11 protein-coding genes and 2 pseudogenes are annotated in these 21850 nt (G+C 64.4%); 3 read left to right on the top strand and 10 right to left on the bottom strand.

The genetic code is table 11. The features are described from left to right. Positions 1-21 precede the first annotated feature (21 nt). Positions 22-810, top strand: a pseudogene (locus tag ACP696_RS10565) (IS3 family transposase); the annotation flags it as partial. A 224-nt stretch (positions 811-1034) separates the two neighbouring features. Here ACP696_RS10565 and ACP696_RS10560 read toward each other — a convergent pair. The 6 genes and pseudogenes from ACP696_RS10560 to ACP696_RS10535 form a co-directional block, all read right to left on the bottom strand. Further along, positions 1035-1424: a response regulator gene (locus ACP696_RS10560; RefSeq protein WP_426009979.1), complete on the bottom strand. Its 390-nt coding sequence runs from the start codon at positions 1422-1424 to the stop codon at positions 1035-1037. A gap of 34 nt (positions 1425-1458) precedes the next feature. Then, positions 1459-3924: an ATP-binding protein gene (locus ACP696_RS10555; RefSeq protein WP_426043774.1), complete on the bottom strand. Its 2466-nt coding sequence runs from the start codon at positions 3922-3924 to the stop codon at positions 1459-1461. Between the two features lie 89 nt (positions 3925-4013). Then, on the bottom strand, positions 4014-6968 hold the full coding sequence (locus tag ACP696_RS10550; RefSeq protein ID WP_426043773.1) for a S8 family peptidase: 2955 nt from the start codon (positions 6966-6968) through the stop codon (positions 4014-4016). A gap of 114 nt (positions 6969-7082) precedes the next feature. Continuing rightward, positions 7083-8570 (bottom strand): EAL domain-containing protein, encoded by a 1488-nt coding sequence (locus ACP696_RS10545; protein WP_426043772.1) that lies wholly within the window; start codon positions 8568-8570, stop codon positions 7083-7085. A gap of 404 nt (positions 8571-8974) precedes the next feature. After that, a pseudogene (locus tag ACP696_RS10540) lies at positions 8975-10135 on the bottom strand (serine hydrolase domain-containing protein); the annotation flags it as partial. 799 nt (positions 10136-10934) lie between these two features. Continuing rightward, a complete protein-coding gene (locus ACP696_RS10535; RefSeq protein ID WP_426043815.1) occupies positions 10935-12410 on the bottom strand; it encodes an alpha/beta hydrolase in 1476 nt (491 codons plus the stop codon). A 112-nt stretch (positions 12411-12522) separates the two neighbouring features. Here ACP696_RS10535 and ACP696_RS10530 point away from each other — a divergent pair, with 112 nt between their 5' ends. Together ACP696_RS10530 and ACP696_RS10525 are read left to right on the top strand one after the other, a co-directional pair. Next, the gene (locus ACP696_RS10530; RefSeq protein ID WP_426009983.1) at positions 12523-13956 is read left to right on the top strand and encodes a LytTR family DNA-binding domain-containing protein; all 1434 of its coding nucleotides are present in this window, start codon (positions 12523-12525) and stop codon (positions 13954-13956) included. 33 nt (positions 13957-13989) lie between these two features. Next, entirely contained in the window at positions 13990-15651 is a 1662-nt protein-coding gene (locus tag ACP696_RS10525; protein ID WP_426043814.1) for a DUF4158 domain-containing protein, read from the top strand. Between the two features lie 6 nt (positions 15652-15657). On the opposite strand, the gene ACP696_RS10520 is transcribed toward ACP696_RS10525, so the two are convergent. From ACP696_RS10520 to ACP696_RS10505, 4 genes are read right to left on the bottom strand one after another with little or no spacing between them, the layout of a single operon-like run. Next, positions 15658-16794: a hybrid sensor histidine kinase/response regulator gene (locus tag ACP696_RS10520; RefSeq protein ID WP_426009987.1), complete on the bottom strand. Its 1137-nt coding sequence runs from the start codon at positions 16792-16794 to the stop codon at positions 15658-15660. Continuing rightward, positions 16791-17366 (bottom strand): chemotaxis protein CheB, encoded by a 576-nt coding sequence (locus ACP696_RS10515; RefSeq protein WP_426009989.1) that lies wholly within the window; start codon positions 17364-17366, stop codon positions 16791-16793. The genes ACP696_RS10520 and ACP696_RS10515 overlap by 4 nt, the downstream gene beginning before the upstream one ends. After that, a complete protein-coding gene (locus tag ACP696_RS10510) occupies positions 17363-18187 on the bottom strand; it encodes a CheR family methyltransferase (protein WP_426009991.1) in 825 nt (274 codons plus the stop codon). Before ACP696_RS10510 ends, ACP696_RS10515 begins: the two co-directional genes overlap by 4 nt. A gap of 9 nt (positions 18188-18196) precedes the next feature. Further along, complete coding sequence (locus tag ACP696_RS10505) at positions 18197-21631, bottom strand: response regulator (protein WP_426009993.1); 3435 nt, start codon at positions 21629-21631, stop codon at positions 18197-18199. Positions 21632-21850 lie beyond the last annotated feature (219 nt).

Raw genomic sequence — 21850 nt, 5'->3', positions numbered from 1 at the left:
GGCCAAATCCGGGCGCGGCGCGTCTACTACCAACCCCGTCCGGTGTCGGCGGCGGACCTGGCGGTCATGCGGCGGACTCGACGAGTTGCACCTGGACTACCCGTTCGCGGGCAGCCGGATGTTGCGTGATCTGCTGCACGGCGAGGGTGTCCAGATCGGCCGCGCCCGGGTAATCACCCTGATGCGTCGGATGGGCGTCGAGGCCATCTACCGCCGGCCCAACACGTCCAAACTCGCGCCGGGGCACAAGATCCACCCCTATCTGCTGCGCGGCCTGACGGTCGATCGGCCCAACCAGGCGTGGGCGATGGACATCAGCTACATCCCGATGAAGCGCAGCTTCGCCTACCGGGCCGCAGTGATCGGCGGGTGTCGATCAGCATGGAGGTGGATTTTTGCCCGGAGGCCGTCGAGGAGCCCGCCCTGGAGGCCGCCCTGGAGGCCATGGCCCGGCATGGCAAGCCCGAGATCTTCAACACCGATCAGAGCAGCCAGTTCACCAGTTCAGCCTTCACCGGCCTGCTGGCCGCCAACGGCATTCGGATCAGCATGGACGGCAGGGGCGCCTGGCGCGACAACGTCTTTGTCGAGCGCCTCTGGCGGTCGGTCAAGTACGAGGAGGTCTATCCGAGGGCCTATGACAGCGTCGCCGAAGCCCGCGCCTGCATCGGCCGCTATCTGGACTTCTACAACCGCAAGCGCCCGCATTCGAGCCTGGGCGCCCGCACTCCCGACCAGGCCTATTTCCACCACCACCAGGCCCAACCCCGGGCCCAACCCCGGCCAATCACAACCGGCAGCGATTCCACTTAACCGACGCCGATCCCTGTCCAGACAATCCCGGCCCGCTCTTTTTCAATGGGTCGCGCCACCGCCGTCAGGCAATCAGAACCTGCCAAGGTGGCGCTTGTGCACAAGAAGTCCGGAAGTCGCAGTGGTTGCCAGTTGCCAGTTGCCGCTGGCCCACTGGAAACACGAAAGTCCGCGCGATAATCTTGGCCAACCGGACAAGATAGATGTCAGAGCACTCGGTGTTAGCTGAGGACGTCATCCTGCGGGTTAGCGGCGATCATCCGTCCGATCGCATCAAACAGAAGGTCCATTGCGACGGGCTTGAGGATCACATCGTTGGCGCCCGCCGCGAGGCAATTCTCGCGGATGTTGACCGCCATGTCGGCCGTGATGACAATGATCGGAAGTGTTCCTTTCAGGTCGCCGCGAGCGCGGATATTCCGAATGGCGGAGAGGCCATCCATCCCGGGCATGCGCAGGTCCATCAGAATGAGGTCGTAGTCGTTTTCGCCGATCATCTTAAGGCCAGTCTCGGCCTCAGGCGCCTCTGACATATCGAGCCCGGCGACGCCCAGCATGTCGCGAACGACCCGGCGATTCATCGCATCGTCCTCGACGAAAAGTACGCGCATCGCTTCCGGCCCTTCTCGACAACAACCTTGACTACTAAGCGCGCTGCGCCGTGGAGGGTTCAATCGCGCCGGCCGCAGCAAGAGCTTCCAGGTGAGTCAACAGGCTTGGCCCGTTGATCGGCTTGGACCAGACCTGCGTTGCGCCGGCGTCAAGAAGGGTTGCGATCACGTCGGGTGTGGGTGAGGCGCACAGGGTAGCGATAGGGGCGCCATTTGCCGTGCGCACCATTTGCTCGAGGGCGTTGAGCTGCGTCGTCAGGTCGGGTCCCAAGGCGCTGATTTCGACCAAGATGAGATTTGGAGCGCTGGTGTGCAACGACTCAAGCGCGGGCGCCACGGACGACGCCATCTCTAGCCCGGCTACCTTGGCGTGCAGCAGGGCACGCATCACGCTCTGAGCCAAGGGGTTGGCTTCCACGATCAGCAACCTGGCGTCGGACAGCGTGCCCACGACCCCAGTCAAGGCAGCGAAAGCGGGCGTCGCTATAGCCGCGGGGCGCAGTGGTAGACTGAGCGTAAAGGTTGAGCCCGCCCCCACCGCGCTGACCACAGTGATCGTGCCGTCCAGGGCGGCGGCCAGGTTGCGGCAGATCGTCAGGCCAAGGCCGGTGCCCCCCTGCTTGCGCGTCAGGCCGCCATCCAGTTGCTTGAACGACTCGAACGCTTCCTCGATCTGATCGGCGGCGATGCCTATGCCGGTATCGGCCACGCGGAGCAAAAGTCGTGCTTCATCGCCCTGGCCCTCGACAAGCGCTATAAGCGTGACCGAACCCTGATCGGTGAACTTGATGGCATTGGACATCAAGTTCGACAGGATCTGCTTGAGACGTGCGCCGTCCTCGATGATCCGCAGTGGAACGTCCTGAATCTCCAGTTCCAGAACCAAGCCCTTGTTGGTCGCGGGCTGTTTCCACAGCTGGGTCGTTTGTCGAAGCAGGTTATGGACGTCGAGTTCGGCCGTGGACACCGCGACCTTGCCCGTTTCCATCTTGGCGACGTCGAGCAAGTCATCGACCAGCGCCTTCATCGCCTCGCCGGCGCCGTGGACGATCGAGATTTTTTCCCGCACGTCATGACCCAGCTTGCGGTCCGCCAAGAGCACCTGGGTCATGCCGAGGATGCCGTTGAGTGGCGTCCTGATCTCGTGGCTCGTGGTCGCCAGGAATTCCGTCTTGGCCTTCAGAGCTTTCTGCAGCGAGCCGTTCACTTCGTTGAGCTTCACGTTGGACGCCCGAACGGCGTTTCGGCTGCGCCGGATCGAGACCAGGCCAAAGGCCAGCAGCGCGAGCACGATCGCCGCGGCGACCAGCAGCACGGTGCTGACCACGTTTCGCGACCGCGCCAGTTCCACGTCGCGCTGAAGTTGTCCCGCCTTTAGTTTCGTGATCTTCAGATCCTGGTTGGCGAAGTCGAACCGCGCCGTCATCAGGGCGGCGTTGGTGTCGGCGGCCAGGCTGCGCGTTGCGTCGTCGATGCGCTTAAAGGCGCGGAGGTGAATCAGCGCTTGGCGGTCGTCGCCGAGATGGCTGTAGGTTTGGTAGGCCGCTTCGTGGAAGTCGCGATAGGTGGGATTGGTCGATGTCGGATCGACCCCGACAAAGATTTTTTCCAGCAATTGGGCGGCGCGTTGATACTGGCCTCGCTTCAGGGCCGCCTGAGCCGCGACGCCGTCAATGAATGGCCGCTCCTGGCGAGCGGCGGCGCTGCTGGTCAAGTTCCGCGCTCGCGCCAAATCAGCGTCGGCCCGAGTCAAGTCGCCCGCTGCGACCTCGGTGGAGGCCAGGTTGGTCAGGATGTGAGCCTCGAGCGCTGGACTTTCCAGCTTGCGGGCCTGCGTAAGGGCCAGGCGGTACTGCCCAATCGCTTCGGGGAACCGGTTCAGCGCTTTGAGGGCGTTGGCCTTGTTGTTGTGGGCCGAAACCAGAAGGGAAGGGTCGGCCGCATAAGCTTCGGCCGACTGATCATAGTATTGCAGCACGCGGGGGTAGTCGCCGGCGTCCTGGTAGATCGAGCCGATCTCCTGCAGCGCCTTGGCTTGGCCACGAGCCTCGCCCGCGATCCCAAACACGTGGTGAGCGGCCAGGAAGTCCACCAAGGCTGGCTGGACTTGCCCGAGGACGGATTTGGCACCGCCGCGCGCCATCAACAGGTCGCCATGCAGCTTTGTGTTGGGGTGGTTCTTCTGGATCGCCGCCAACGCCTGGGCGATGACGGGCAGGGCGGCCTCGGCCCGCTCGGTCCGGATCAGGGCTTCTGCCTCGAGCCATTGGGCGGTGGCGGTGCGCGTTGCGTGGGTGTCGGGGTCCGGCGCGGTCTTGGCCAGCCGCAGCGCTTGGTCGGCCAGGTCGTAGGCGACCTGAGGATCGGTCATCATTGCCATCTTCGACGCATCGATGAGGCCGTCGAAACCGGGGTCGGGCGCTGGCATGGCAGCGGCCGAGGTCGCCGCCAACAGGCCCGCGACCATCAGACCACAGAGCATTTGCTTCTCGCCCGCCATGAAAGTCTCCCTTTAGAACCGGGAGTTTAGCGGGAGTCTCTTAAGGCTGGCCTAAGGCCTGCGACGAACGTGCCGCCGCAGGCCTTGGTTCAGAAGCCGATGCGGATCCGGCCGCCCGCCATGAAGGTCTGGGTGACAACCGCGCCAGGGTTGACCTCGACACGGCCGAACAGGCTCAGGTCGGACGTCCGCTGGAATATCTGACGCCCGTAGAGCAACTCGCCCGCGAGGGGGCGCGACTGCCCGACCTCGATCCGATTATTGACGACACCAATCGCCCCGGTGCTGCGGTCGATCACCTGAACCGTAGAGGTTCCGAGCACGCCGCTGTTGACGAACAGCGGCTGCGAAAAGGTCAGCCGCGCCACATCGTTCTTGCCGATGAAGCCGACCTTGGTGAGCGCCATCTCGAAAGCGGTAGAGGTCAGGCCGTCCTCGATGCGGATCGCTTGACCGCCGCCGATCTGGCGCGTGCGCGCCACGGTGCCGGAGATGCCTAGCGTCGTCCGATGACCTAGGTCCGCGCCCACGCCCAAGGTGAGACCGTCGGTCGTCGTGCCTTGGCGGAAGTCCTTGGCGTCCAGCGACTGGGTTCCCAGCAAGGCCGAGCGCTCGTGGAGGCGGGTGTAGGACCCCACCACATTGACGCCGGGGCGCACCGCGTAGTCGGCCCCGAAATGCTGGGCCGAGGCCTGGTAGCGCTCGGCGCCGGTGTCGATGAAGTTCAGGCCCGGCAGGTCGCTGCGGTCGCGGCGCACGTCACGCTGCGTCGTGCCGGCCGAGATCTGCAGCTTGTCGTTCATGGCGTAGGCGAAGTTGGCGAAGGTGCCGCCCGAGGCCAGGCCCAGCAGCGGGTTGGCCCCGCCGCGATCGCTGTCATAGTCCGAAGCCGAGTTTAGCCCGCGAACATTGGCCAGGGCCACGGCGCCGTCGCCGAAGCCAAATTGAGAGACGACCTTCTCGCCGGCGATCTTCAGCCGCGACTGGTAGTCGGGACCGTCCTGCCGGAAGCCGTAGTGCGCCGGGCGCGGCGCGATCGACACCGTCATGCTCATGCCCCAGCTGTTGGGCACCGGCGCGTCTTCGACGAAGCCGTTAGCCGCGGCGAACTTGGTCTTGCCGCCAGCGGCGGCCTGAGCCGCGACCCAGACGTTCATGCGGCTGAGCAGATAGGACTGGAACTGCTCCTGCCCCCCGTTGGCCGTGATGACGTTCTGGCCGATTAGCTTGGACGACAGCGGGATGGCGAAGTCGCGGGTGGTGCCGCCTAGCGGTTCGAAGGCGTAGAAATACATGCCCTTGGCGTCGAACTTTAGCTGCTGTTCGCTCATCGACGTAGAGACGACGGTGCTGACGGACGCTTCGGTCAAGGTCGTGGGCAGACCGCCCACGGTCTTGATGACGTCCTTCAGGGCCTGTTCCTTGGGCTTGCCCTTGTCGTCGACCTGATACCACTTGAGCTTGTTGAAATCCAGGGGCGACTGCGAGGCGGTGACGTCCAGCAGACCCACGCCGTACACCGGGTCGACACCGGGCGCGCCGAGGTCCTTGGCCGACTTCAGGATGATGTCGGTCGTTTCCTTGGGATAGTTGGCCAGCCAGGGCCAGCGGTCCTGCAGCAGCGCGATGGCCCCCGAGACCAGCGGCGCGGCGAAGGAGGTGCCCGACATGCGGGTGACGCCGCCCTTGTCATCCGACACCAGCATCAGTTCGCCCGGCGCGACGATGAAACGGTCCATCAGGCGGTCGCCGGGCTTACAGGTGCTGTTGTCCAGTAGGCACGCCGTGCCGGGTGTGTTGGAGAAGTTGGAGATATTGCCGGCTAGGTCGATCGAGCCGACGACGATCAGGCTGGGATTGGTGGCGAAGTTCCAGTTGATGTTGGCCGTCTGGGTGACGCCGTCATTGCCGGCGGCCACCACGAACACAGCGTTCTTGGCCGCCGCGGAGACGGCGGGATCGGAGAACACCGCGTTCCAGCCTTGATCCAGCGTCGAACCGGGCACGCCCAGCGACATGTTGATCACGCTCGCCCGGTTTTGGGTGAGCATCACGATGCCTTTGGAGATATCGGCCCAACCCGCCGTGCCGCTGGCGTCGAAGGGGTTGTAGGCGATGACCGAGGCTTTGGGCGCGATCCCCATCACGCCTTGGCCGTCATGGGCGCCGACCATCAAGCTGGCCACGGCCGCGCCGTGGCCGTTGGTGAAGTTGGAGACGCCGCCATACTTGACGATGTTCTTCTGGATCACCGTGTCGCCGGCGACGGTGAAATCCAGCAGGCCGATGACCGTGTCGGCGCCATAGCCCTGGGTCTGGGTCAGTTGCGGCGTCCAATTGACGGTCTTCATCCAGTGATCGACATGGTCGGTCCCAGTGAAGTTCATCAGGCCGTCGTACCATTCGAGGAAGAACATCGAGCGGTCAGACTGCGAAAGCTTGGACAGCGAGGTCGGGTCGTTGAGGTCGAGGCCATACTTGGCCAGCAGGGGCGCGGCGAAGCCCGCCTGGAACGACTGGCCGGTCTTGGCTTGAACGGCCGAACCCCAGAAGGTCTCGGCGGAGACGACGAGGCTGCGCAGTTGCGCGGCGGCCTGGCTGTAGTCGCCGCTGGCGCCGGCCGTCTGGGCCACGGTCCAGCTGGCTTCCACGCCATCCCAGTCGCCGCCGGCCTTGGTCCAGTAATCACCGACCGTGGGGGCGCTTAGGCCATTATCGAACGCACGAAGCTTGCCCCAGAACGGGACCAAGTCGGCGGCGAACGGATTGGCATCGCCCCAGAAAGCGCGGATGTTGCCGTAGAACGGGCGGATGTTGCCATAGAACGGGCGCAGATTGCCGTAGAACCCGCGGATGTTGCCGTAATAGGGCGTCAGGTCGCCATAGAAGGCGCGAAGGTTACCGTACATCGGCTTGACGGGGCCGACCGTAGTCGCGGGAGGGTTCTGTGCGACTTGAGCAAAGGCCGGCAGGGCAAAGACTGATACCGACGCCAGGGCGACCAACCGCAAGGTGTGGCCTCTCAAACATTTGACCTTAAACATGATTTCCCTCCAGCCCGAAGTTCTTCAGGTCGCCGAAGATTAGGAGGGGTACGCTTATTGGGCCGTTAAGGGGCAGAGTAAAAGTTGCATTATCTATAAGTTATACTTGGTAATCTACGGATTAACTTTAAACATCAATGGTAAAATTGCAGAAGATGGCAAGTGGTCGCCTTTATCCATGAAGTTCATGAGCTCGCTCAGGGCGATGGGGTGTGAGACCAAGTAGCCCTGAGCCATGTCGCAACCCATCATCCTAAGAAGCGCCAGGGTCATGGCGTCTTCCACGCCCTCGGCCGTGACTGCCATGCCCAGAGCATGGGCCAGATCTATAGTTGAGCGTACAAGCAGCGGGTCACGGTGGCTGCTGGTTAGTTGCGAGATGAACAACTTGTCGATCTTCAGCTCATGGGCTGGCAACTGCTTTAGGTAGGCAAGCGACGACAGACCAGACCCATAATCGTCGATGGCGATCACCAGTCCGGCGTCTGCGAAGGCCTGGAGGTTACGCAGGGCCTTTTCGGGTTCGTCAATGACGGCGGTCTCAGTGATCTCCAAGCCCAGCGCTCCCGAGGGAATGCGGGAGATCTCGGCGAGTAGCCAGGCCGCGAAATCGTCGTCAGCGACCATCTGACCGGAAAGGTTCACGTGGATCGAGAGCGCATGATCGCTGGCCGCCAGCCGGGCTTGATCCGCGATGGCCGTGCGGACCACCCAGCGCGTCAGGTCGCCGATGAGACCGGTTTCCTCGGCTAGAGTCACGAAGCGATCCGGACTGACCATGCCAAGGGTTTCGTGGCGCCAGCGTACTAGCGCTTCAACCACCCGGACCTTGTTGTCGGCCAGTGAGAGCTTTGGCTGGTAGACGAGGGAGAGGTTTTCTTCCTCGATCGCGCAACGGAGATCGCGCAGCAAAGACAGGCTAGCGGCGGAGCGCGCCCGATCCTCGTCGCGATAGAGCGCGACTTTGATCAGCTGCGACTGGGCATGGGCGAGAGCTTCTGCGGCGCATTCGATGACGAACTCGCCGCAGGCCTCCCGGCCGGCTAAACCCAAAGCCATGTTCAGATCGAAAGCCTGTCCGCTTTCCAACTCATACCGGTCTTCCAAAATTGGTCGGAGCATGAGCAAGGCGCGCTCTGCTTCGGCGTCTCCGGCAGCAGGGAAGGCGAACTCTAGGTTCGTGCGCCCCACACGGCCAATACGCGCATTGGGCATGTGGGCGCGCAGGCGGGCGCTGAGACTGTTCAGAAGCAACGCCGCGACGCTCGAACCCAATTGGCGTCGTAACCGGCTAAATCCGTCGATCCCGACGATGGCGACGTAGAGGCTTTGACCTGCCTCGACCGCCTCAAAAGACTCCAACTCCAAGAAAGATGTGGGCGCCTTAGAGGCGGGAGGGAGAACCGAGCCCAGGCGGTCGAGCCGCTCGGCCAAGGCGTTGAAGGCTTCGACCTCTGGATTATGCGTGTCGCCGGCGCATAGTCTCACCCCGATCTGGCCCGTCGCCAGAGCCGTCAGGGCGGCGGTTAGGCCAAGGGTTCGCCTTGGCGCCGCCTCTGGCCAGGCCATGGCCTCGGTCGCATTGATCTCACTGCCAGTCATCGGGTCAATGTATGGAGGTGCGACTGAAAGACATATTAACCGCGCCCATAACTGGACCGATTGCTTGATGACGCCATTTCGCCGCGTCAGCCTGACCCTCTATCGCTGGCAGGAGGCCAGTCTGCTGTTGACGCTGCACGGTAAGGACCATGGGCAAAACGACTTCCCTCGCCCTCCTCGATAAGGTTGACCCCAAGCTCTGACGACTACCCAAGCAGTGACGCGGGCGTGAAGAGCATCACCCCGGCAGACATTTAATATGACAGGGGTCTGAGTAGCAGCGGAACAGAGAACCTACACAAGCTCTCTGTCAGGGGCACTGCACGAAAGTGACCCCATCTACGGCGTCTGCGCCGATCACCCATGCCGCGCGAGCGGCTTGGTCCAATGGCGCAGTTCCGCCTTCATTGCTTGGCAAAGGCTAGGTTACGGACGCCGTTCGCCCATGCGCTAAAGCACTTAACCTGTCCGTCCGCCGTTCTGTCGAACACAAAAGTGGTCGTTCCGCGCAGACGAGTCGTGAAGCCATCGGCGAAGCTGGGGCTCAGTATCCACCCGACCGCGAAAGGCTGACGCATCACCAGGACATCGTTCTGCAGGATGACCGAAATACGAGTGTCCAGCTCGGGGCAGTAATAGATTCCGACATAGCCGGCGAACGCGGCGCTGTCGTTCTGGGCGGCCTGCACGGCGACGAACCTCTGGCGGGTCTCGCCGTGGCTCAACGTGACTTCGGCCGCCTTGGAACCGCTCCTGGCGAAGGTGACGAGGTCGCCGTCTGGGCGCTGGAAGCGGTTGTCGCCCAGCGGGGCCAACACCTCGGATGCGCCGCGTTTCAGCGTCAGATGACCATCTGCGGCCTGTAGCTGGATTAGCTCGCCGGTCACAGGATTGCGGAACAGGCCTTGGTAGGCCGCGAGATCGGCCGTCGGCGCTTGCGCTGCCGCGATCGTCCTGGGCGCGGAAACGATAGCTCCGGCGTGGCCGGTCGCCAGCAGGGCCTGCCTGGCGACCCGTTCGCCCATGTCGATCGGATCGATCCCGCCGTTATTGCCCATCACGGCGATCGATAGGCCCTCTTCGGGATAGCGCCCCAGGTCGCCGACCGTGGTTAGCAGGCCGCCATTTCCGTAGACGTTGGTCAACGGCATGTTGGCGATGAAGCCGTCGCCGGCTGGCGCATAGGCCGTCGCGCGCCCTAGAACGACGGTGCGGAAATCCTCCCGCCAGCGCGTGTGGCTCATGCCTAGCGGTTGGAAGAGACGCTGATCAGTGAACCGCCGAAGGCTCTGGCCGCTGACCCGCTCGATGACCATCGCCGCCATCGCGTAGTTGGTGTTGGTACAGAGAAATTCCGCGCCAGGCCTGAAGTTGAGGCCCTTCTGACGCGACGCCAAGTCGAGGATCATGGTCATGGTGTGCGCTTGAGTCCCGGGCCCATTTCCGGTCAAGGCCATTAGGCTCCATCGTTCGCGCAGGCCGCTGGCGTGGGTCAGCAGGTGGCGGATGGTGATCGGCGTTCCGTAGTCTGGCATCTCTGGCAGGTAGCGCCGGATGTCGTCGTCGAGGGTAAGCTTTCAGTCCTGGACCAGCAAAAGCATGGCTGCGGCGCGCGTGCGCTGGGTAATTTTCCCGAACAGACTCCCGAGCCCCGGAGCCCAAGACCGCGTCCGCCCTGACCTGCCCGTGTTGCGGTGGCGGTCTGCGCATCATCGAGGTCATTGGCGGGCGCGGCGCGTGGCGCGCCCGCCAGATCAATCTCAAGTCGCATTATAGTTCATGAGCAGAGCCATGATCATCTTCGACATCTGCTCCGCCATCACCCTGGGTCTTGGCGCGGGATCGGCTGCGTCTCACGTCCAGCGTCACCTCAAGCTTCGTTCAGCCGCCGCGAGCATCGACGCTTCACCCCGCTTGGGACCGACTTGTTGGCCGTTTGAGACTGTCCACAGGCACTGCCCAGGCCTATTCGGCCGCCGCCAGACCGGCAGTGACAACCGCTATCGCCATAGCCTGACACACCCGGAGCACTGACCGCCGCTTCCTCCCCTGAAGGCTTCCCTCAAGCGCCAGCTCACAAGTCCGCGCATGGGCCATCATCCGAAACCCTCAACAGAAAGAGACTCTGGGACCGCTCCAACTTCCAAACCTTCCACCTCCGCCGATGACTGCCCTAGCGCATTTTTCGAGCGAAGTGGTTCCGGTTCGCGTGAAGAAAAATGCGTCAAAACAGAAGATTAGAGCTCACAGCCTGACGCAGTCAGGTCGGGAAATGCTCTAGGTTCGGGACTTCTCGCGCGGGCGAGTTATTGCTGGGGGAGTTTCAGGGGGTCGCGTCAGGTCTCTTCGTCGCCGGCCGCCCGATCACGCCATCTGGAACTTCGGCGGCGGCAGGGCCAGCCGGGTGTCGGCCACGGCCTCGCCGCGGAAGAAGCGCACCAGCAGGTCCTGCACGTCGGGATGGGCCTCGAAGACGTTGTGGCCGGCGTTCTCGACGATCACCCGTGACTTGCGCTGGAACTGGGCCGCCACTTCGTCCTGCTCGGCCAACGGCGTGCGGCCGTCCAGCGTACCGGCGACCAACAGGGCGGGATGGTCGATGCGGAACGGCGCCCGGAAGCCTTCGCCCAGGTCGACGCCTGGGACCGCGCCCAGCAGCTGCGGCATCGGGAAGTTCAGCGCCTCGCCCAGCACGGCGACCCGCGCCTCCCGCCGCACCAGGGCCAGCCGGCCCGGCGAGATTCCCGACGCCAGATCCGTGGCCTCGGGCATGCCGGTTATGCTCAGCAGGTCGGCCACATCGCCCAGGAACGGCGCCAGCATGTCAGTCTCTCCTGCGTCGAGGGCGAGGTAAAGACCCGGCAGCATGGCAAGGGTGTTGGGATTGGCGATCAGCCCACCCGCCAGCATCTGGACGCCGAAGCCGCCCATCCTGATCTCGCCCGGCGCGCCCTTCAGCGTGACCTTTGTCACGACTGGCCGCGCCTCCAGCCTGGTGTGCACGCGGCGCATCAGGGCCGGCAGGTCCGGCACAGCGGCGCGGGCGGCCGGATCGGCGGCCAGCAGGCCGTCCACCTGGCGCAAAAGATCGTCGATCGCCGCCGGCCGCTTCACCGTCTGGTCCTGGCCCTCCAGGCTGGCCAGGGCCACGCGGTTCACCCTGTCGCCGTGCCGTTTGAGCATGCTGAGCGCCAGGTGCGTGCCGTAGCTGATGCCCCAGAGGTTGACCATTTCCGCGCCCAGGTGACGTCGCAGGTCGTCGATGTCGTCGGCGTTCTGTTCGGTGTTGTAGCCGGTCATGGCCACGCCGGCCTTCGTCCAGTCGACCCAGGCGCTCTGGAATTCCGTGCGAAAATGGGAGGTGAGCCCGGCCTCCGTGAACACCGGCGGCGGGCGCGTGAAGGCGGGCCGCTCCGGGATGGCGTTGGACAGGCCCGTGCCCCGCTGGTCGAAGGCAATGACGTCGGCCACCTCGCGCAGGGCCATGAAGATCGGAAAGCGCGGTCCGCCCGCCGCCCTCGTCGCCATGCCGCCTGGTCCGCCGGCCAGGTAGATGATCGGCGGACCCGGTTTGGCCGCCGTGGAGGCGAACCGGACATAGCTCAACCGGATCTTCCGCGAGCCGGGATCGCGGCGATCCTCGGGAACCTCGAAGAAGCCCCGCTCGGCGTCGGTTTCCTGACCCTGCCAGCCCTTGAAGCGGAAGGGGCCGGCCCGCGGCGGAGACGTCGCTGGAGCGGGGGTCTGGGTCGGGGCCGGGACCTGGGCAAACGCCAGGGCCGGAAGGGCGAGGCCGGCGGCGGCGAGCAGGGCGCGGCGATTGAGCGAAGTGTGGGTCATGCCGACAGATGAGCCGTCGGTGGCGCCGTCCGCCACCCCGCTTCGGTCAACGGCGCCTAGTCACCGGCGAATGGCGGCCCATCTCGGTGAGCGGCGCCGTAGAGTGGGGAGCATGTGGCGAATCCTGCTTCTCGGCCTGGTCCTGTCCGGCCTCACGACCCTGGCCCGAGCCCAGGAGACGCCGTGGCAGGCCTGTCATGGCGTGCCCAGCCCGGCCGGCCCGGTGCTGAGTGACTGCCGCCCGATCCAGGATTTCGTCGACCCCCAAGGCCGCGAGCTCTGGATCCGCTCCTCCGTCAGCGCCCCCACCGACACCCGGCCGCGCGCCCTCTATTTGGCGGGCGTCGCCTCGTCCGAGGCCTGGCTCAACGGTCAGCGCCTGGGCGTCAACGGTCGCCCCGGCGCCACGGCGCGGGACGAGGTTCCTGGGCGCTACCAGGCGATTTTTCCGATCCGCGAGACGGCCTGGCGGACCGGCGAGAACGTACTGGTGATGCACCTGTCGTCCTTCCACGGCGGCCTGCGTTTCGCCCGTCCAATGAGCGCGATAGGCGTCTTTCCCTACCCCTATCCGCAGCGCCCCGCGCTGCTGGCGGTAACCTTCTTGGCGGCCGGCGCCCTGCTGGCCGCGGCGTTCGGCTTCGGCGTCATTCACGTCATGCGTCGCACGGGATCCAGCCTGGTCCTGGCCGCCATGGCCGGGGTCGCGGCCGTGCAGGCCATTGTCGAGAGCCTGAGGACACTGTTCGACTATCCTTATCCCCTGCACGCCTGGCGGATGAGCGCCATTTGGGTGCTGGCGGCCACCTTCGCGGTCCTGCTGGTGAGCTATGTGGCCGGCCGGTTCCTGCCCAAGGCGCGCCGTCTGATGATCGGTCTGGCCCTGGGCGTGGTCGGCGCCACGGCCCTGCTTCCGGGCTTCGACATCAAGACGGGCTGGGCGCTGATCCTGGGGGTGGCGCTCGCCGCCCTGCCTGCCACGGCGGGCGTGCGTCGGCGCGTCCCCGGCGCGCGGCTGACCCTGGCCTATCTGGCGCTGTTTCTCGCTTTGGCCCTCGGGTTCCCCGAATGGCTGGCCGACATCTCGTTCTTCCTGCTCGCCGCTGGTCTGGTGCTGCCGTTGCTGACGGTCGAGGTGGTGCGGCTGGGTCGCGACGATCGGGGCCGCGAGGCCGCCCTGACCCGCGCCGCCAGCCGCCCCGACCGCCTGACAGTGGCCTCGGCCCGAGGCGTCGAGCTGGTGCCGATCGCCGAGATCCTGGCCGTGGTGGGGGCCGACGACTATGTCGAGCTGCGGCTGGTCGGCGGCCGCAGCCTGCTGCACGCCGCTCGCCTCGACGGCTTGGCGACCCAACTTCCGGGGAGTTTCTTGCGCATCCATCGGTCGGTGATCGCCAATCTCGCCCAGGCGCAGCGCCTGGAGCGCGACGGCGACCGCTGGCGGCTGCACCTGAGCGAGGGCGCGCCCCTGCCGGTCAGCCGCTCCCGCCAGCCCGCCCTACGCGAGGCCTTGGACGTTCCTCCCGTGGGGGCGGTGTCGGCGTAGCGCCAGCGGACTAACCCGCTCGCGCGGCCCCGCATCCGCGAGCGCTACGGCTACCGCGCCTTCGCCGACTTTGGAATCGCGTTCCGCCTCGATCGCTTTCTATATGCGCTGTGCTGGACGGGCGCCGACCGCCCCTCGGCGCTGTTCGACCGCGCTGTTGCATGGCTGCTTGAGGCCAAGGTGCTGCTGCCGGGCCTCTCCGTGCTTGGGCGCGCTGCGGCCAGGGTTCGGACGCGCGCAAACTCATATCTGCACCGCCTGTTGATGGAGGCGATGACGCCTGAGCAACGCGCGAACCTCGACGAGCTCGTCGCGGTCCCCGATGGCGGGCGCCAAAGCCCGCTCGATCGCTTGCGCGACGGCCCGTATATCCAGAGTGGCCGCGAAATCAGCCGTGCGCTCAACCGCCTGGAAGAGATCCGCACGATCACCAACGCTCTTCCGCAAACGGATCGCCTGCCGCCAGGCAAGATCGTGGCGCTCGCGCGCTTCGCGGCTGCGGCAAAGGCGCAGGTGGTTGCGCGGCTTCCAAACGACCGGCGTGCGGCCACGCTCCTTGCCTTCGTCAGGACGCTGGAGGCGACGGCCGGCGACGATGTCATCGACTTGTTTGATGCGGTCGCCACTTCGATGTTCGCGCCGGCCGACGCAGCGTCGAAGGAGGCCAGGCTGCGCTCGCTGCGCGATCTCGACGCCGCCGCGCTCAAGCTTCGCGATGCTGGGATCGTTATTCTCGATGAGGAGACGCCCGACGATGACGTCCGCAGGGCCGTGTTCAATCTGATCGATCGTGACGCGTTCGTCACTACGGTCGAGCGCGTCGGGGCGCTCGCCGAACCCCGCGATGATACCTATTTCGCCGAGCTGCGGAAAAGTCATCGCAAAATCGGATACGCGCCCGCGCTCCTTGCCGGCCTTGACCTCAGCGCGGCGCCGGCGGGCCGGCCGTTGCTCGAGGCGGTTAAGTACCTGCGTGCCAGTCACTCCGGCCGCAAACGTCCAGGACCGGCGCCCACGGTGTTCGCACCGAATGGATGGCTGGGCCAGATGAAGACGGCCGATGGCTCATTGGACCTGACCGGCTATCGGCTTTGCGTTCTCGACGGCCTTCGCCGTGCCATCCGCAGGCGCGACGTCTTCCCACTTCGTTCGCTGCGCTATGCGGATCCGAGAAAAGGTCTGCTGTCCGTCGCTGCTTGGGAGGTGGCGCGGCCGGCGATCTGTCGCACCGTGGGCGTTTCGGCATCGGCCGATGAGGAACTCGCCAGGCTGTCGCGGCGTCTCGATCTCGCTTACCGCGAGACCGCCGAACGCGTGCCAGTGAATTCGGCGGTGACAATCATCGCCACGCCCGACGGCCCGGACCTCTCGGTCGAGCGCCTGGAGAAAATTGACGAGCCGCCGAGCCTGGTTGCGCTCCGCGCAGCGGTCGATGCCCACCTTCCCGGCTCACACTGCCGGATTTTGTCGCCCGAGGCGAACTCCGGCCGCCGCGCGACCCGCGCACGGCCGGTGTCGATGAGGCCTGACACCGAGCTTGTGCAGGTTTTCTGTTCCGCTGCTACTCAGACCCCTCGTAGCTTTCCAGGTCGGGTGGTCGTCCGGAATGAGATTCAGATCGAGCGACTCCCCGCAGTGGCCTTCCATTCAGAAAGGCGCGGCTCCGACGAGCGGGCCGGTCTGGACAAACTCTAGAGAACGCTAAGGGAGGACTGGGAAGCGCACCTGGAAGCTGCTGCCCAGGTTCAATCCACTGCTCGTGAGCGAAATTGTCCCTCCATGAAGCTCGACCAGTTGCTTAACGAGAGCCAGGCCAATCCCTAGCCCGTCCTGTGCGGTTGCCCCTGAGCCCCTAACCTGCGCGAACAGCTCGAAAATCGTGGACTGCATATCGTCTGGAATGCCGATCCCGTTGTCGGAGACCTCGATCTCCGCAAACCCATCCACCACCCGTGCGACGAGCCTGATCTGCCCGCCTTCCGGCGTATACTTGGCGGCGTTGTTCAGGAGATTACTGACGACCTGCGCGATTCTGGTGGGATCGGCGTCCAGCCAAGTCGGTTCCGTCAGGATGTCGATTGTGAGCGCATGATGACCGGTGTCGATTTGCGGCTGGCTAGTCTCGATCGCGAACTTGAGGACATTCAGAAGTGCGACCTTCTCCTTCCTCAGGGAAAACTTTCCCTGATCTATACGGGAGATATCGAGGAGGTCATCGACCAGTCGCGACAGATGGACGACCTGTCGGTCCATCTCCGCCCGTATCTGCAGAACTTGCTCGGGGTCGTCGCGCCGCTTCAGGAGGCTAAAGCCCGCGCTGAGTGCCATAATCGGATTGCGTAACTCGTGGCCGAGAACCGCGAGGAACTCATTCTTGTGCCGATCGACGGTTCGCAGAAGATCCGCATTGGCTGCAAGCTCGTCACGCTGCACCACGATCTGCCGGCGCTGTTGATACAGGTCGAAGAACACATTGGCTTTGCTGCGCAGGATGCCCGCTTCGATTGGCTTTTGAATGAAGTCGACCGCGCCGGTTTCGTAACTGCGGAACCGGCGTTGAATGTCGACGCTGCCGGCCGTGAGGAAGATGATCGGGATGTGTCGCGCCCGCTCAGCGCCTCGCATGAATTCCGCGAGCTGAAATCCGTCAATGCCCGGCATCTGTACATCGAGCAGCGCCAGAGCGACGTCATGGACGAGGAGGAGTTCCAGGGCCTCCTCGCCCGAGCGCGCCTTGAGGCAGCGGAGGCCCTCACGCTGCAGCAGCGCTTCGAGCGCTAGAAGGTTTTCCTCAAGGTCATCGACCAGTAGGAAGTTTATCGGCGCCTCGCGGGTCATGCCGTTCCCAGACTCAACAAGTAGGATGTGATCGCGTCCAGTTTCATGGCCTTTGCAGATGAGCATGCACTGAGCGCTGCGGCCGGCATCGTTGAGGCGTGGGCGTCGGCCGGGTCCTCAACGATGGCGACGCCGCCCGCGTCCATGACCGCCCTGAGCCCTAGGGCGCCGTCATGATTTGCCCCTGTAAGGATGACCCCTACGAGCGCGGGTCCGAAGGCGTCGGCCGAACTCTCGAACAGCACGTCAATAGATGGGCGGGAATGATTCACAAGCTCGTCCGAGGAAAGCGAAAGTGATCCATCCACCTCTACCAATAGGTGATAGTCCGAAGGCGCGAAATAGACCACACCCGCAAGCGCGGGGTCCTTGTCTTCGGCTTCCTTGACCTCGATTTGGCACTTCATCTGGAAGAGCGGCACCAGCGCATTTCTCCGATCAGGCGGAACGTGAACGACGATCAGCACCGGAAAGGGATAGCTGGCGGGCAGCGATGGCAGGATCTGCAAGAGCGCCTGAACCGCACCCGCCGACGCGCCGATCGCGACCGCCTTGATGGGCGCCTCCGTCATGGCTCCTGTCTTTCGTAGATCTTCTCGTCGCGGTCGAAATCGGAGAATGCGGCGGCGTGCTCTGACAAGCGCAGGCTCTCCTTCGACCCCAGGCCCAGGAAGCCCTTGCGTGCGAGCGAGTCCCGGAAGAGGCCTATGGCCCGATCTTGCAGGGCGCGATCGAAATAGATCAGGACGTTGCGGCAGGAGATGAGATGCATCTCCGCGAAAACGGCGTCGGTCACCAGGCTGTGGTCCGAAAACACGACGCGGCTGCGCAGGGTTTTGTCGAACACAGCCCGTCCGTAATCGGCGGTATAGTAGTCCGACAGCGACGTCTTGGCGCCGGACTTCTGGTGGTTCTCGGTGAACTTCCGAATCCGGTCGAGCGGGTAGACGCCGGCCTCGGCGGCACGGAGGGCCCCCGGATTGATGTCGGTGGCGTAGAACAGCGTGCGTTGATCGAGCCCTTCTTCGCGGAACAGGATCGCCAGCGAATAGAGCTCTTCGCCGGTGCTGCAGCCGGCGATCCAGACCTTCAGCGAGGGATAGGTCCGCAAGTACGGCAAGACCTTCTCCCGCAGCGCCCGGAAATAGGACGGATCACGAAACATCTCGCTCACCTGGACGGTGAGGTAGTCCAGCAGCCGGGGCAGCGTGGACGGATCGTGCAACAGGCTATCCTGCATGGCCGAGATGCTACTGAAATTGAGCTGCACGCGGGCTTGGATCAAGCGCCGCTTGATCGACGCCCGAGCGTAGTGACGGAAATCATAGTGGTAGCGCTGGTAGAGCGCCTCCAGCAGCAGCGGGATCTCGATGCCTTCAACGCCGTCTCGCACAGATCACTCTCATCTTGGCATCCATACGCGAACGAGCGAGAGCAGCTTGTCGACGTCGATGGGCTTGGCCATGTAGTCGTTGGCGCCGGCCTCGATACAGCGCTCCTGATCGTCGGGCATCGCCTTGGCGGTCAGCATGACGATGGGCAGTTTAGCCCATTGCGGATCGCTGCGGATCTGCTGCGTCGCGACCAAGCCGTCCATCACCGGCATCATCACGTCCATCAGCACGAGGTCGATGGTCCGCGACGGATCCTGCGCGGACCCTGCCAGCGCGTCGAGCGCCTCCTGACCATTTCGCGCGATCTGGACGACGGCGCCGCGGGGTTCGAGGACACTGGTCAGGGAGTAGACGTTGCGGACGTCGTCTTCGACGATGAGGATGCGGCGGCCCTCGAGAACGGCGTCTCGATTACGCGCCTTCTGGATCATCTTCTGCTGCTCCGGCGGCAGCTCGGCCACCACCTGGTGCAGGAACAGCGACACCTCGTCGAGCAGGCGCTCCGGCGATTTCGCGCCCTTGATGATGATCGAGTTGGAATAGCGGCGCAGTTGCTGTTCATCGTCCGCCGACAGATCATGGCCGGTATAGACAATGACCGGTGGGAAGGCGTGGTCGCCCTGGCTCAGCGTCTCCAGCAATGAGTACCCGGAGGCGTCGGGCAGAGACAGGTCGAGCACCATGCAGTCGAAGGTTTGCCATTGGAGCTGCTCCAGGCATTCTGCGGCGGTGCCCACGCCGACGGTTTCGACATCGCGCGAGGCGAGTAGCTTGCCGACAGCGTCGCGCTGAACGTCGTCGTCCTCGACAATCAACACCCGCCGCTTGGTCTTTGTCAGCTTTGACTTGAGGGCTTGCAGCACCTCGGCCAGGTCTTCACGCTTAACCGGCTTCACGAGATAGCCGACCGCGCCCAGCGACAGCGCCGTCTGGCTGTGGTCGGTGCCGGACACGACGTGGATGGGGATGTGGCGAGTTTGGTCATCGCGCTTCAGGCGATCGAGCACCGTTAGGCCGGACTGGTCCGGCAGGCCGATGTCGAGGACGATCGCGCTGGGCTTAAATTTCCTGGCAAGGGTCACGGCCTCCTCGGCCGTGCCGGCCACGATGCATTGGAAGCCCATTTCGCGGGACAGGTCGCGCACGATGGCGGCAAATGCCTCGTCGTCTTCAACGACCAAAAGCAGACGGCGCGCGTCGGTGAGGGCGTCTCGGTCGTCCTCGGGTGTCCCTAGTGAGGGCGCTCGCTTGGTCTTCGGTGCGGCAGACGACGTCGCGACTGCCGCCTCGGACGGAGACGGTTCGCGCTGATCGCGGGGCGCGACCGAGGCGGGGTGGTAGGAGATCGGAACCGTGACGGTGAAGGTAGCGCCTTCGCCAGGCATGCTCTCAAGCGTGATCGCGCCGCCGAGCAGCCGCGCCAATTCGCGCGAAATCGACAGGCCAAGCCCGGTGCCGCCGTACCGGCGGCTGATGGTGCCATCCGCTTGGCGGAAGGCTTCGAAAATATCCTCCTGCTGCTCCCTTGAGATGCCGATCCCGGTGTCCGTCACCGCTAACGCCAGTCGATCGGCGCCGGCGCGTGCGATGGCGAGGCGAACGCCGCCGCTTTCTGTGAACTTGAAAGCGTTGGACAGCAGGTTCTTGAGAATTTGCTCAAGCCGCATGCGATCGGTGTCGATGGCGGGGGGGCAGTCGTCGGCGAGGCTAATCTCGAACGTGAGTTTGCGTTCGCCCGCAACGGGCTGGAAAAGCTGCCGAAGATCGCCGGCCAGTCTCTGTAGCGGAAGGCTCGCCGGTTGGATCTCGATGTGACCTGCCTCAATCTTCGAGAGGTCGAGAATGTCGTTGATGAGCGTCAGAAGATCGTTGCCCGATGATTGAATGGTCCGGGCAAACTTCACCTGTTCGTCGGAGAGAGTGCCCTCGGGGTTGTCGCCCAGCAACTTGGAGAGGATCAGCAGGGAATTCAGCGGCGTTCGCAGCTCGTGCGACATGTTGGCCAAGAAGTCGGACTTGTACTGGCTCGCTTGCTCCAGTTCGCGGGCCTTCAGCTGCACGGCGGCGCTCGTGTGTTCAAGGTCGTTGCGTTGGGTTTCGAGCGTCCGAGCCTGTCCCTCAAGCTGACTGTTCGTCTGCTCCAGCTCGACCTGCTGTTGCTCGAGCCGCACCTGCGATTCCTTGAGGGCGCGGCTTTGTTCTTCGAGCTCTTCGTTGGAGACGCGAAGCTCCTCGCTCTGTAATTGCAGGTCCTCGGCCTGGCGCTCGGTCTCCTCAAGAACATCCTGCAGCTGGGTCCGATAGCGCGCCGAGCGCAGAGCGATACCGATCGACGCCGAAGCCTGCTCCAGCAGATCGAGCACGCGATCGTCGACGGCGTGCAGGAAGCCCAGTTCGATCACCACGTTGACGACATCGTCGGCACGGGCCGGAACGATGACAAGATGCTTGGGCGTGTCCTGGCCGAACGCCGAACCGATGGTCAGATAGCCCTTCGGAACGTCCCGAATGATCGTTGCCCGCCCTTCGGCCGCGACCTGTCCCAGAAGTCCTTCCTTCACGCTGAACCGGACCGGGACCTCCGCGTCGGCCGGAACGCCGAGGGTCGCCGCCCGACTGTACTGGTCGCCATCGCCGTTGAAGAGCGCGCCCGCCTGGAAGCCGACGTAGCGCGCCAAGAAGGCCAGGATGCTGTCGGCGAGTTGCTCGACCGACTTGTCGCCCATCATGGCCTCGGCAAGCCCGACCTCACCCGACTGTAGCCACTGCTGGCGCTTGCGGACCTGCGTGTTCCTGCGGATCAGGATGAACACGACGACGGTGAGCCCGGCCCCGAGAAGGCCGGAGAGCACGCCAGTGGTCTGGGCCGCGCTGAAGGCGCTCGACATCTCCGCAATACGGATTTTCCGCAGGCGAGTTTCGTCCTGCCGCATGACCTCGACCTGGGCGCGGATGGCGTCCATCTCGATCTTGCTGTGATTGGTGGTGACCACGGCGCGCGCAGCCTCGATTCCTTTGGTTTTGCGCAATTCAACCGTCTCGCTGAGCTCCGCGAGCTTGGCGTCAATGTGGCGTTGGAGCTGGGCGAGTTTGGCTTGCTGGGCCGGGTTATCGCGTGTCAGCGAGCCGATTGCGTCGACTCGGCCGGCGAGTTTCGCGACGGCGTCTTCGTATGGCGCGAGATAGGTCTCGTTCCCGGTGAGTAGGTAGCCCCACTGGCCGGTCTCGGCGTCCTGGGCCGTCGACAGCATGTCGTTCAGCGCGATGATCACTTCGTGCGTATGCCGGACGTTCTGATCGTTCGCCCGCAGCGCCTGAATGTTGATGTAGGCGACAGCCCCGCTGATCAGGAAGAACGTAAGGACAGCGGCCAGCCCCAGCGTTGCCCACACCTCCGCGCCGGATTTGAGGCTCGACGCGGAACGGGGGCGGGTCAGCGGCATGGAAATCTCGAGTGAGTGGCCGTTCGCACCTGCCTAGCGGGTGTGGTCAGACAAGCAAGGGTGGATGGGCGTGACGCGGTCGGCCTTGATGGTCCTGCGGACGCGGTGGGCCGCGGCCTCGTTTTGCCCCTCGCGGCGCGGGGCAGGGGACTTCGTCCGCAGGAAGGTTCCATCTTTATAACGGAGCCGCAGCGATCGACCAGCGATTCCCGGGCGTTT

Source organism: Caulobacter sp. DWR3-1-2, from assembly GCF_049896225.1.
GTDB lineage: Bacteria > Pseudomonadota > Alphaproteobacteria > Caulobacterales > Caulobacteraceae > Caulobacter.
Note: the sequence above shows the minus strand (reverse complement) of the source record. Positions and strands in the feature narration are given on the sequence as shown.